At 61.9% G+C, this 13591-nt stretch carries 7 protein-coding genes; 5 read left to right on the forward strand and 2 right to left on the reverse strand.

Annotated features, from left to right (window positions below; translation table 11 throughout):
- The 3 genes from AO268_RS06210 to AO268_RS06220 form a co-directional block, all read left to right on the forward strand.
- Positions 1-576: transposase domain-containing protein (locus tag AO268_RS06210; RefSeq protein WP_218927877.1), on the forward strand; the 576-nt coding region annotated here is incomplete at its 5' end.
- The gene (locus AO268_RS06215; protein ID WP_176561345.1) at positions 495-1100 is read left to right on the forward strand and encodes a transposase; all 606 of its coding nucleotides are present in this window, start codon (positions 495-497) and stop codon (positions 1098-1100) included. The genes AO268_RS06210 and AO268_RS06215, both read left to right, overlap by 82 nt.
- Positions 1097-1588, forward strand: coding sequence for a transposase (locus AO268_RS06220; RefSeq protein WP_099168182.1), 492 nt, complete (start codon positions 1097-1099; stop codon positions 1586-1588). Before AO268_RS06215 ends, AO268_RS06220 begins: the two co-directional genes overlap by 4 nt.
- A 61-nt stretch (positions 1589-1649) precedes the next feature.
- On the opposite strand, the gene mltF is transcribed toward AO268_RS06220, so the two are convergent.
- Entirely contained in the window at positions 1650-3110 is a 1461-nt protein-coding gene (mltF, locus tag AO268_RS06225) for a membrane-bound lytic murein transglycosylase MltF (RefSeq protein ID WP_099168183.1), read from the reverse strand.
- A 276-nt stretch (positions 3111-3386) separates the two neighbouring features.
- On the opposite strand from mltF, the gene purL reads away from it, so the two are divergent.
- Entirely contained in the window at positions 3387-7283 is a 3897-nt protein-coding gene (gene purL / locus AO268_RS06230) for a phosphoribosylformylglycinamidine synthase (protein ID WP_099168184.1), read from the forward strand.
- A 4-nt stretch (positions 7284-7287) separates the two neighbouring features.
- Positions 7288-7599 (forward strand): NGG1p interacting factor NIF3, encoded by a 312-nt coding sequence (locus AO268_RS06235; RefSeq protein WP_076962095.1) that lies wholly within the window; start codon positions 7288-7290, stop codon positions 7597-7599.
- 94 nt (positions 7600-7693) lie between these two features.
- Here the strand turns inward: AO268_RS06235 and AO268_RS06240 are convergent, their stop codons facing one another.
- Positions 7694-13417, reverse strand: coding sequence for a membrane-targeted effector domain-containing toxin (locus AO268_RS06240; RefSeq protein WP_099168185.1), 5724 nt, complete (start codon positions 13415-13417; stop codon positions 7694-7696).
- Positions 13418-13591 lie beyond the last annotated feature (174 nt).

Below are 13591 nucleotides of genomic sequence, written 5' to 3' on the forward strand. Positions count from 1 at the left end.
ACCAAGCTCAATCCAATCTCCTTTGAACGCTTTGCACAATTGATTGATCCTGCATGGATTGAACAGGCTCTCGTGTCGACCGGTACGGTCTCTATTCGCCGCAGACGCTTGCCGGCCGAGCGTATCGTATGGTTGGTGGTCGGTTTGGCCTTGTTCAAAAATGAACCGATTTGGCTCATCGTGCAGCAGTTGGGACTGGCGCTGGGCGAAGCCAAGGTGCCCGTGATCGTATGGTTGGTGGTCGGTTTGGCCTTGTTCAAAAATGAACCGATTTGGCTCATCGTGCAGCAGTTGGGACTGGCGCTGGGCGAAGCCAAGGTGCCCGTGCCCAGTGCCGCCGTTCAAGCCCGACAGCGCCTTGGAGAGGCACCATTGGCGGCGCTGTTTGAGCAATTGGCCCAAGCATGGGGTGGTGTCGAGCAGCCGCCTTCAGCCGGTTTCTTGGGGTTGCGTAGCTTCGCCGTCGACGGCGTAGTTTGGAGCTGTTTGAGCAATTGGCCCAAGCATGGGGTGGTGTCGAGCAGCCGCCTTCAGCCGGTTTCTTGGGGTTGCGTAGCTTCGCCGTCGACGGCGTAGTTTGGTCCACCCCTGACACCCCGGAAAACCGTCAGGCCTTTGGTGGAGGGCGAACCCATTCTGGAGATGGCGCCTGGCCACAAGTTCGCGGTGTCTGCCTGATGGACACCTATAGTCACTTGATTCGTGCTGCCTGTTTTGGTGAGTTTGCGGTCGGCGAACTACGTCATGCCAAAGGTCTGGAGAACGCCGTCAGTGACTACTCGGTAACCATTTTTGATCGTGCTTACTATTCAGCGGCCCTGTTGCTCGACTGGCAGCAAAGTGGAACTGAACGACACTGGCTCATGCGAGCGCGCAAACCGCTCAAATACGAGGTGATCGAAGAGTTGGGCGTGGGTGACTGGCTTGTACGGTTGACCGTTTCCCGGGATGCACTCAAGCAGCGTCCGGATCTTCCCAGCCATTGGCATGCTCGATTGATCGAGTATTCGATAGACGACAAACCCCGTCGCTACCTGACCTCGTTGGTTGACGCCGAACGTTACCCTGCCCATCAGGTGGCAGGGCATTACAACGATTGATCGAGTATTCGATAGACGACAAACCCCGTCGCTACCTGACCTCGTTGGTTGACGCCGAACGTTACCCTGCCCATCAGGTGGCAGGGCATTACAACGAACGTTGGGAAATCGAATTGGGTTACCGCGAGATCAAGCAAAACCTGCTTAAAGGCGAACAACTACGCAGTAAACAACCTGATCTGGTGCGTCAGGAACTGTGGGGAACCCTGCTTGCTTACAATCTGATTCGACAGGAAATGCGCTTGATGGCTGGCGAAATGAAAGTTGCACCGCAACGTTTAAGCTTCCTCTGGTTGGCTCAAGCGGTGACCAACGCACTCCGTTTCTGTCCGCTGGAAACGCCAGGTACGATTCCTAAGCGGCTGGCAGAGCTGCGCACTCAGGCTCAACACTTCATGTTACCTGCCAGGCGTCAACGAAGTTACCCCAGGGTGGTCAAGCCTAGGCCGGTCAAATACCCCAAAAAGAAAGCGGGAGGGCTTAACTGACTGGCATTAGGGCAAGCCCGCTCCCACATTGGGTTTTGTGGTGTCTGGTCGTTCCCAGGGGTCAGAGTTGGGGGGGCTCTTGCGGCGGCTTGGTCTTGTCCACACCCGGGACATGCAGGTTGCCTTCCACCACCTGGTTGCCTTCCAACTGCGGCTGGGTTACCCAGGTCAGGATGTCGTAGTAACGGCGGATGTTGGCCACGAAGTGCACCGGCTCGCCGCCCCGGGCGTAACCGTAGCGGGTCTTGCTGTACCACTGCTTCTGCGACAGGCGCGGCAGCATTTTCTTCACATCCAGCCATTTGTTCGGGTTCAGGCCTTCCTTTTGCGCCAGCTTGCGTGCGTCATCCAGGTGGCCCCCGCCGACGTTGTAGGCCGCCAGGGCAAACCAGGTGCGATCAGGTTCGAGAATCTTGTCGTCCAATTCGCTCTTGATCATCGCCAGGTACTTGGCGCCCCCCTTGATGCTCTGCCGCGCGTCCAGGCGATTGGACACGCCCATGGCCTGGGCGGTGTTCTGGGTCAGCATCATCAGGCCGCGCACGCCGGTCTTGGAGGTGACCGCCGGTTGCCACAGCGATTCCTGGTAACCAATGGCTGCCAAGAGCCGCCAATCGACCTTTTCTTCCTTGGCCGAGGCCTTGAAGAACTTCTCGTACTTGGGCAGGCGCTGCTGCAAGTGCTGGGCGAAGGTGTAGGCGCCGACATAGCCCAGTACATCGACATGCCCGTAATAACGATCCTTGAGGCGTTGCAGGGTGCCGTTTTTCTCGACCTTGTCGAGGTAGCTGTTGACCTCGTTGAGCAGGCTGTTGTCTTCGCCCGCGGCCACGGCCCAGCTCTGGTTGCTGGCGTCGCCCAGGTCGAAGGCCACCCGCACGTTGGGGAAGTACACCTGGTTCATCGCCACTTCATTGGAGTCGACCAGGGTCAGGTCGATCTGCCCTTCGTCGACCATGCGCAGCAGGTCGACCACTTCAACGGCGTCGGACTCTTCGTATTCAATCGCAGGATTCTGCTTTTTCAGCGCGGCCAATTGCTCGGCATGGGTGCTGCCCTTGAGCACCATGATCTTCTTGCCCACCAGATCGGCCGCGTTGGTGGGGCGGGACTGGCCGTTGCGGTAGATGATCTGCGGGGTGACTTCCAGGTACGGATGGGAAAACCGCACCTGCTGTTTGCGCTGTTCGCTGCTGACCAGGCCGGCGGCCGCCAGTACCGGGCCGTTGGGTTTGCCCAACTGGCCGAACAGGTCGTCGAGGTTGTCGGCGGTCTCGATTTCAAGCTTGACCCCCAGGTCGTCGGCAAAGCGCTTGACCAGTTCGTATTCAAAACCGGTTTCGCCGTTGCGGTCCTGGAAATAGGTGGCCGGGCTGTTTCGGGTAATCACCCGCAATACGCCATCCTCCTTGATTCGCTCGAGCGTGCTGGGCTTATCAACACAGGCGCTGAGCAGCAGGAAGAGTCCGGTGGCGATGAGCCATTTGGCGCATCGCGGGCGCAAAGCAGTTGGGGAGAACATCTGCGCAGTATACGCAAACGGCCCACGGCGCCATATCTCGACAGCATGGGCGTTGTCTGCTAGCGCTGGCGAAACTGTGCTGTAGCCCGCAGAAACGTGGCCTGGGGCGCGATTGTGCGGGCTAAAATAACTGCGCCGGATCGTCCCGCTACCGAGCAATCTGTGCCAACTGACGTTCGGCAGCGGCCAGTGGCACCGTTTCGGGTGCCGTTGGCGCAGGTTTACGCTAGAATGCACGGCCTCAAAGCACACCCCCTTCCCGAGGCTGTCCCGAAGATGTTGATCCTGCGCGGCGCTCCTGCCCTTTCTGCCTTTCGCCACAGCAAACTCCTTGAGCAACTGAGCCAGAAGGTTCCAGCTGTCACTGGCCTGTATGCTGAATTTGCTCACTTCGCCGACGTTAACGGCGTTTTGACCGCCGACGAACAGCAAGTGCTGGCACGCCTTCTGAAGTACGGCCCCAGCGTTCCCGTTCAAGAGCCGAGCGGCCGCTTGTTCCTGGTCCTGCCACGGTTCGGCACCATTTCGCCCTGGTCGAGCAAGGCCAGCGATATCGCCCGTAACTGTGGCCTGGAAAAAATCCAGCGCCTGGAACGCGGGATCGCCTTCTACGTGGCTGGCCAGTTCAGCGACGCCGAGGCCGAGCTGATCGCCAGCAGCCTGCACGACCGCATGACCCAGATCATCGTCGGCCAGCTGGAACAGGCCGCCGGTCTGTTCAGCCACGCCGAACCCAAGCCGTTGACCGCGATTGACGTGCTTGGCGGTGGCCGCGCCGCCCTCGAGAAGGCCAACACCGAACTGGGCCTGGCCCTGGCCGAAGACGAGATTGACTACCTGGTCAACGCCTTCAACGGCTTGCAGCGCAACCCCCACGACATCGAACTGATGATGTTCGCCCAGGCCAACTCCGAGCACTGCCGCCACAAGATCTTCAACGCCAGTTGGGATATCGACGGCCAGAGCCAGGAAAAAAGCCTGTTCGGCATGATCAAGAACACCTACGTGATGCACAGCGAAGGCGTTCTGTCGGCTTATAAGGACAACGCCTCGGTCATCGTCGGCAGCGTCGCTGGCCGTTTCTTCCCGGACCCGGAAACCCGCCAGTACGGCGCGGTGCAGGAGCCGGTGCATATCCTGATGAAGGTCGAGACCCACAACCACCCGACCGCGATTGCCCCGTTCCCGGGCGCCGCCACCGGCTCGGGCGGCGAGATCCGCGACGAAGGTGCAACCGGCCGTGGCGCCAAGCCCAAGGCGGGCCTGACCGGCTTCACCGTGTCCAACCTGCAGATCCCGGGCTTTGAACAGCCGTGGGAAGTGCCATACGGCAAGCCTGAGCGCATCGTGACTGCGCTGGACATCATGATCGAAGGCCCGCTGGGCGGCGCCGCGTTCAACAACGAATTCGGGCGTCCGGCGCTGACCGGCTACTTCCGTACGTTCGAGCAGTCCATCACCACCCCCCATGGCGATGAAGTGCGCGGTTACCACAAGCCGATCATGTTGGCCGGCGGCATGGGCAACATCCGTGAAGAGCATGTGCAAAAGGGCGAGATCCTGGTCGGCTCCAAGCTGATCGTGCTCGGCGGCCCGGCGATGTTGATCGGCCTGGGCGGCGGCGCAGCTTCCTCCATGGCCACCGGCACCAGCTCGGCCGACCTGGACTTTGCTTCGGTACAGCGTGAAAACCCGGAAATGGAACGCCGTTGCCAGGAAGTCATCGACCGTTGCTGGCAGTTGGGAGATAAGAACCCCATCAGCTTTATCCACGACGTCGGCGCCGGCGGCCTGTCCAACGCCTTCCCGGAACTGGTCAACGACGGCGACCGTGGTGGCCGTTTTGAACTGCGCAACATTCCAAACGACGAGCCGGGCATGGCCCCGCACGAAATCTGGAGCAACGAATCCCAGGAACGTTACGTACTGGCGGTCGGCCCTGAAGACTTCGCGCGCTTCCAGGCCATCTGCGAACGCGAGCGTTGCCCGTTTGCCGTGGTCGGCGAAGCCACGGCCGAGCCGCAACTGACCGTGACCGACAGCCACTTCGGCAACAGCCCGGTGGACATGCCCCTCGAAGTGCTGCTGGGCAAGGCCCCGCGCATGCACCGTTCGGCGGTACGTGAAGCCGAATTGGGCGATGATTTCGACCCAAGCACTCTGGATCTGGCCGACAGCATCGAGCGCGTGCTGCACCACCCGGCCGTGGCGAGCAAAAGCTTTTTGATCACCATCGGCGACCGCACCATCACTGGCCTGGTGGCCCGTGACCAGATGGTCGGCCCATGGCAGGTGCCGGTAGCTGACGTTGCCGTGACCGCCACCAGCTTTGACGTGTACACCGGTGAAGCCATGGCCATGGGCGAGCGCACCCCGCTGGCCCTGCTGGACGCCCCGGCGTCGGGCCGCATGGCCATTGGCGAAACCATCACCAACATCGCCGCGTCGCGCATTGGCAAGCTGTCGGATATCAAGCTGTCGGCCAACTGGATGTCTGCTGCCGGCCACCCCGGTGAAGATGCGCGCCTGTACGACACCGTCAAGGCGGTCGGCATGGAGCTGTGCCCGGAACTGGGGATCACCATTCCGGTGGGCAAGGACTCCATGTCCATGGCCACCCGTTGGAACGATGCAGGCACCGACAAGAGCGTCACCTCGCCGCTGTCGCTGATCGTCACCGGCTTTGCGCCGGTCACCGACATCCGCCACACCCTGACCCCGCAACTGCGCATGGACAAGGGCACCACCGACCTGATCCTGGTCGACCTGGGCCGTGGCCAGAACCGCATGGGCGCCTCGATCCTCGCCCAGACCCACGGCAAGCTCGGCAAGCAGGCCCCGGACGTCGACGACGCCGAAGACCTGAAAGCCTTCTTCGCCGTGATCCAGGGCCTGAATGCCGACGGCCACCTGCTGGCCTACCACGACCGTTCCGACGGTGGTTTGCTGACCAGCGTCGTGGAAATGGCCTTTGCCGGTCACTGCGGCCTGAGCCTGAACCTCGACGGCCTGGCGGAAACGTCTGCCGATATCGCTGCCATCCTGTTCAACGAAGAGTTGGGCGCGGTGATCCAGGTACGCCAGGACGCCACCCCGGACGTGCTTGCACAGTTCAGCGCCGCTGGCCTGGGCGACTGCGTGGCCGTGGTCGGCCAGCCGATCAACAACGGCGTGATCAACATCGTGTTCAACGGCGACACGGTGTTTGAAGGCCAGCGCCGCCTGCTGCAACGCCAGTGGGCCGAGACCAGCTACCAGATCCAGCGCCTGCGCGATAACGTCGACTGTGCCGAGCAGGAATTCGACGTGATCCTGGAAGAAGACAACCCGGGCCTGAGCACCAAGCTCAGCTTCGACGTCAACCAGGACATCGCCGCGCCGTACATCAAGAAAGGCATCCGCCCACAGGTTGCCGTGCTGCGTGAGCAGGGCGTCAACGGCCAGGTGGAAATGGCGGCGGCGTTCGACCGTGCCGGCTTCAATGCGATCGACGTGCATATGAGCGATATCCTCGCCGGCCGCGTCGACCTCAACGAGTTCAAAGGCCTGGTGGCCTGCGGTGGTTTCTCCTACGGCGACGTGCTGGGGGCCGGTGAAGGCTGGGCCAAGTCGGCCCTGTTCAACAGCCGTGCCCGCGATGCGTTCCAGGGCTTCTTCGAGCGCAACGACAGCTTCACCCTGGGTGTGTGCAACGGTTGCCAGATGATGTCCAACCTCAGCGAACTGATCCCGGGCAGCGAGTTCTGGCCGCACTTTGTGCGTAACCGTTCCGAGCAGTTTGAAGCCCGTGTGGCCATGGTGCAGGTGCAGGAGTCGAACTCGATCTTCCTGCAAGGCATGGCCGGTTCGCGCATGCCAATCGCCATCGCCCACGGTGAAGGCCATGCCGAGTTCGAGAGCGAGGAAGCCCTGCTGGAAGCCGATCTGTCCGGCACCGTGGCCCTGCGTTTTGTCGACAACCACGGCAAGGTCACCGAAAGCTACCCGGCCAACCCGAACGGCTCGCCGCGCGGGATCACCGGGCTGACCAGCCGCGACGGTCGCGTGACCATCATGATGCCGCACCCGGAGCGTGTATTCCGTGCCGTGCAGAACTCGTGGCGCCCCGAAGAGTGGAACGAAGACGGCGCGTGGATGCGCATGTTCCGTAACGCCCGCGTGTGGGTGAACTAAGGCCGTGTACAAGCTTGCCTTCTTTGTGCCCGACAGCCATGTGGAGGCGGTGAAAACCGCCGTCCTCAACGCTGGCGGCGGGCGCATCGGCAACTACGACCGCTGCGCCTGGCAAGTGCTGGGCCAGGGTCAGTTCCGCGCGCTGGACGGCAGCCAGCCGTTTATCGGGCAGGTGGGCCAGGTTGAAGTGGTCGAGGAATGGAAGGTTGAGCTGGTGGTGGCCGATGAGTTGATTGTGGCCGTTGTGGCCGCGTTGAAGCGCAGCCACCCGTATGAAACACCGGCTTATGAAGTGTGGCAGTTGGCGGATTTCTGATCCGCAGGCGGTCAAGACAAGAAACCCGCTGGGCCAGTTTGGCCAGCGGGTTTTTTGTTGGCGCTTATGGCTTCGATATCAAAGCCTCAATGGTTCAAGGGGCGGGCATCAACCCCACTTCAGCCTTCAACGCATTGATCAACATATTTTCGTAGCTGAACCGCTTGCCCTGCATCGGCTCCCAGCGCTCGACATAAAACAGGCCGTTGTTGTCGACCTTGATCGGTGTCGACACGATCTCCCCGCTGCGCGAGCGATGCAGCAAGTGGTTCTGCGAGGGCGACGGGCGTTCGATCAGGAACAGGCCGGGCCGGTTCAGGCGTGCCCTGTCCACCGCGACGAAGGGCGCCGGGGCTTGGATCCCGGCAACGCCGGCGTCCAGGATGAAGTCGCTGCGCAAGGCCCTGGTGTAAGGGCTGATCCCTTCGGAAACCGTCTCCCAGGCACCCGCTCGAATATTCTGCGCCAGCGCCGGGGCGGTGTCCCGGACATGCAGGCTGACCGCCCCCTGCAGTTGCGCGAGGCCAGGCACGCTCAGGTGGGTGTTGGTGTGCGCGCTGCCCACGAAGGCAACCCACTTGTGCGGCCCGTGTGCGGCCTGGTCGGCCTCGATTACCTTGGAGGCGAAGTAACTGAACAGCTGGTTGCGTGAGACGTCCGCGTCCCCCAACCCTTTGATGTGGTAACTGGCGGTGCAGTCCAGGGCGCGGATGCGCATGCCGTGCCGTGCCGCGATCTGGATCACTTCGGTGTAGGTATCACTGCCTTTGTAGCCCGGCATATGGCCTCGATCCAGTTGCGCGAGGTGACGTTTGAGGTTATCCGGCAGCCGTTGTGTCTGCACAAATAGATCCAGCTCTTGCTGGTGCATATCGGTCAGCAAGTGCTCCACATACAGCGTCTTGAACTCCAGCTCCTTGAGTGTCCCCATGTAGTCGCGCAGCAAGCGTTTGCTCGATTGCGCACTGTGCCCTTCACCGATCACCAGTCCTGAAAACTCACTGTGACGGATTTTCTCCAGCAGCGCCTCCGGGGTTTTTGGCAGGCCGAGGACGGCTGGCTCGGGCCTGGCCGGTGGCACGTGGCTGTCCAGGTAAGTGCTGGCATCCGCACTCAGGCGGGCCCGGGTGCTCAGAAACGCTCTGAAGGCTTCCTGATGCTCCGGGTTCTGCGGGAAGTAGCGCGTGTCCAGGCCATGCCGTGCTCCGGTCTGACGAGCGATGCTGTCCCTGAGAGGAGGGGCGATGTCGTATTCGTCGTAATGTGTCACCACCGCAGCTGCTGCGCTGGACGATGCTGGCGGCTCGGGCGCTTTGTATGGGGTCTGCATTGCCCACTGGTAATCGCCCCTGGGCAGCGCATCCCCCGCCAGGGCGCTGGGGGTGTCGACCCACACGCCCACGGGTTGGTCCGCGCCCACATCCACCACGCGCAACGCGACTGCGTCCTCTAGGTCCGCCAGGCCAGGTGTCTGCTCGAAAGTACGCAGCCGGGAATGATCCACCAGGGCAACCCAGCGTTCATCCTGCTCGCCGAGGGCATCGGCCTGAATGGCCTTGTGGGAGTAATAGTTTCTGAGGCTGTTGCCGCGTGGTGTCGTCGGTGGGGTGTCGCCCATTTGCAGGGCGTCGTCCAGCCAATAGGAGGTTGATGCATCCAGGGCCTTGATCTTAAAGCCCTTTTCCTGAGCCTTGCGTACCAGGGCGACGTAGGAGTACTCGGCGTCCTCGGCCAAGCCAAAGGCTTTGTCGACGGTCTTCAGGTGCCGCTCGATGTGCTGCCAGGATTTTCCGCTGTTGAGCTTCTCCAGTTTTGGACGAAATACATCACCGGGCAGGTACTCGATATAAAGGTGCTTGAAACCTTTGCTGATCAACGCGTCCATTTGTGTGACCAGCAGCTGTTTGCTGGCGATGGAGCCGGGTACCGCGCCAATGACCAGGTTCTTGTTACCGCTGAAGGCATCGCTGGCGAGCAGTTGTGCAAACGGCGTGCTGACGTCCAGGGCCGCAAGCTCGGCGCGGGCCGGCAACGGGTCAAGAGCCTTGAAAAAGTCCTGGGCGTCGCTGGCCAGGCGTTCGACCTGTTGCAGGTAGGCGGTGCGCAGGGATTTGAGTTCAATGGCGGCGCTTCCCAGGATCACGTCTTGCGAGCCGAAATCCCACTCCGAGCGCCGCAGTAGCCCGGTGCGCACATCCGGGTCGAGTACCAGTTCCAGTTTGTTGGCGTACTTTGCCGGCATCTCATAAGGCTTGAGCGGCTCCGGTGTGTCGGGCAATTTTTCATACTTGGGCGCGCCACCGGTGACGCCGGTGCGGCGCCACACCCCTTGCGCATCAGGTGCCGCCACGCGAGTGGTGGAGATCAGTTTGCCGGTAGGCGGATCGAGTCGGTACAGCAAATACCGTCCGATCGGGTCCGGGGAGTTTTTCGCCCAAAGCAACTCGCCATCGAACAGCACTGCCTGCATGTCTGCCGGCGCAAGTGTCTGGGGTTGCAGGGGATGCACCAGCTTCAGGATCTCGCTCGTCGCAGCGGCGCTCTTGGCGACCTCGCGCAGGGCTGGTCTTGCAAGCTGTCTAAGGGAAACCAATGCCGGACGCAGGTCGGTGAACGCCGCGCCGGCGCTGTTCAGCACATAACCGATCAGGTGTTCCACGGCGGCACTCGTATCGCCTTGTTGATAGGCGTTCAGGGCCAGCATGCCGTCCTTGAACGCCAGCAGCATGCCCAGGCTCAGGCTGAGGATGGGAAACGGCGCAGTAGCAATGGCGGTGACCCACTCCACGCAGTTCCACAGGATCCCGGTAATCATCTGAGTGCGATTGAGCGTGGTGCCTTCAACGTCATCGATCTTGCGCTGCAGCTTCATGTCATACAGTGCCCGACGCAGATCCAGCAGGGGCGGCTGTGCACGGGTTGTGTCATAGCGGGCCGGGCTGGCGTCGGTTTTGTTCAGGTCCTCGGGCAGTTGTGCCTTGGCCTCCTCAAGGAAGGCACGGACCCGGACCTGGGACGGCGCGCCGACCCGCAAGGTGAAGTAGGCCACCATGCCGGGGATTTTTTTCAGCAGGTAATTGAACAACCGGGCTTCACGGAAGTTGATGCCGTCCGGGGCGTTGGGGGTATAGAGCAAGGTGGGGAACCCGGCATGACTGAAAAGGAAATTGCCCATCACCCACTCGCCGTCCACCAGCAGGCGATGGATGGCGTAGGTGGCGCGTGTTTCTGTGGCGGTACTGTCCATGCTGGCGATACTGCGCTGCAGCCATTCCCAGTCGGGCGTGGCGATATCCCCTTGCAGCCGGCACTCCAGCGCGGCGTTCTGCATCTGGCGTTGGGTGATGCTCAGGGTCGCATTGCGTCGCAGGTCATAGTCCGCGCTGCCGGTGTTCAGCAACCGGGTCCTGACCTCGTTGATGTAGTGCTGGCCGACCCAGGTGCCGGTGACCGAGCGGGCGACCTTTTCGGCGGTGAGTGGGCTCAGATCAACGCCTGGCGGGCCTTTGAAACGGGCGGCGCGTGAGAACTTCTCGTCGATAAAACCCACGCCGTCGGCGTAGCCGTCGCGGTACAGCTGGGTGTAGGTCAGGGGCTGTGCCGCCTGGCCGATCAGTGCCGGCGGCGAGAAGGCCCACACGGTGTCGGGGTCGATATCGTTCTGGCTGCGCCCCAGCAGCTGATTCAGGCGTTTTTTGGCCTGTTCATGCAGGTAGTGGGTGAAGCTGGGGAATTGTGCATCAGACAATGGGAAGTCGTTATAGGTGTACAAGGCCCCTTCGCTGTCTTCGGTCAGTTTCATCAGGTTCTGACGGTTGTCGGCGCTGGTGGAGCGATACCAACTGGGCGTGCTGAACTCATAGTCGTCGAGACGGGTCGCCAGCACATGGGCTGACATGGCCTTGAGGCAGTCGGCGTGGCTGCCGATATTGCCAAAGCGGATTTCTTTGTATTCCTCGTCGTGAAACTTGAAGCTCAGGCCGCTCAGGACCCGCTTCATGGCCTCGCGAAACCGCAAGGCGACCCGCTTGATCAGGTAGTCGGTGAGGGTGCCCGGAGGCTGTCGGGTGCCGTTGTCCAGGCTCCAGCCAAGGATGTGGCGTTGGCAGGCGATTTCACTGTCGAACACCTGGAATTGCTGCTCCCGTGGTGCCTCGGGTGTACACAGCAGCAAGCGGATGACCGCGCCGTGGGCATTGCTTTGGCGCAGTACCCACAGGTCTTGCAACTGGGCTTCATGCAGCGACAGGGTCGCGGCGCTCAGGCGGCTGTCGGTGCCCTGGCGCAGATGCTGCACCAATTGAAAGTCATCCTCACTGAGGTGCCCTTGCAGCAGTGCGGTGTAGGCCAGCGCGTTGATCCGCTGGTCGAGCATCCGTTCAATCGCGAGGCTGACGGCGGGCTTGGCGTGCATCTGTTGTTGCGCATCGGCAAAGTCGATACGCGGTTGCAGGGTGCCGATCAACTGTGCGAGCCAGGCAGGAGTCAGCTCCTCGTAGGCCTTGGGCAGCGGCGCGCCTTGATAGGTGAGCGTGGTTTTGTTCAGGAAGTCCGAGCCCGTCAGGGCATCGCCGGCTTGCAGTTCGCGCAGGGCCAGGTCGACCAGGGTGCGGACATGCTCGTACTCGCCGATGGGATCTACGTAGCGCCGGGTGTTGACCTCCAGATGCTCCGGTGCCAGGTCGTGGATATCCAGTTCATCGCTCAAGCGTTCGAGCAGTTGATAGCGGGCCAGGGTTTGCGGGGTGGTGACCGGGCCCAGCAGGTCCAGCAGGGCTTGGCGGGCGTCGTTATAGCCCGCCAGGTGTTCGGCCAGCAGGGCGCGGCGGGTTTCGCTGGCGCTGCGGTACCAGTCCGGCGCACTGTGGCGCAGGTGGCGTTCCAGCAAGCGCTGGGCGCGCCATTGCAGGCGCGCGCTGATGTCGGGCAAGGCCGCCGCAATGGCATGGTCCAGGGCGTCGATCAACTGAGCGGCGTCCTGCCCGGGGTTGTCCACCAGGCTCAAGGCCCGCTCGATGTCCTGGGTACGTTTGTCGATCAGGGCATTGTAGGTGTGTTCAAACAGCGGTTTGTCGTGGATCGGTGCCAGTGCCAGCGGCCAGATTGCCCCAGGCGTTATGTCGCGATAACGCACAGGCAGCAGCTGCATGAAGGCACGCCGCTGTGCGACCGCGTCCATGGCTTGCAGCAAATGCGTGTTCAGTTGTGCCAGGGAGCCGAAGGATTCGATCCCCCGCGCAGGGGTGAACAACATGACTTCACCCACCGGTGGGGCTGAGGTCAGGTCGCTAGCCCGTGGGCTGGCGTGTTCGGTCAGGACAAAGGCGCCGGCCAGTTCGACAGTCCGTTCCTGATAAACGAAGCTCAGGGCGTACAGGCCGGGGCGCAGCGTGCTGCCTAGGGGGACACGCTCAAGCATGGCCTGTTGTTGCGGGTGCAGCAGGCGGTCGCGGGCGCTGAGGGCGGTTTCATTGGCTAGGGCGGTGAAACCGGCTTCAAAGATCATGAAGGATTTGCGCGGCTTGCCGTCGATCTGCTCGTTGCGATCAAGCGCCAGCAGATAAGGATTGAGGGTGCTCTTGAGGGTCGCCACCCGGGCGGGCAGATCGCCCTGGGTTATCCCTTGATAAAGGGCCCGGCTCTTGCTCAGAAACTGGTGCCGGTAACGGGTCAGGATGCCGTTGAGTTTTTCCAGGTAGGCCAGTTCGGCAGCGGGTTTGTGTGCGGGCAATAGCGCTGCTTCGACCTGGAGCAGGTGATGCCCGATTTGGTTGAGATGGCCCTTGATACCTTCAAAGGCCTGGGGTGTGGTGCTCACAGGCACGCTCTCCATGCTGGGGATTAGAACCCACAGCATGGGCAGGCGTGTCTTTGGCCGGGCGGTAGATAAGTAGCGGTACGCCGATCGTTCCCACGCTCTGCGTGGGAATGCCGCTTTGGACGTTCTGCGCCCGCTCCTGACGCGGAGCGTCAGAGGATGCGTCCCCACGCA

It is taken from the genome of Pseudomonas sp. ICMP 8385 (assembly GCF_002699915.1).
Classification (GTDB): domain Bacteria; phylum Pseudomonadota; class Gammaproteobacteria; order Pseudomonadales; family Pseudomonadaceae; genus Aquipseudomonas; species Aquipseudomonas gessardii.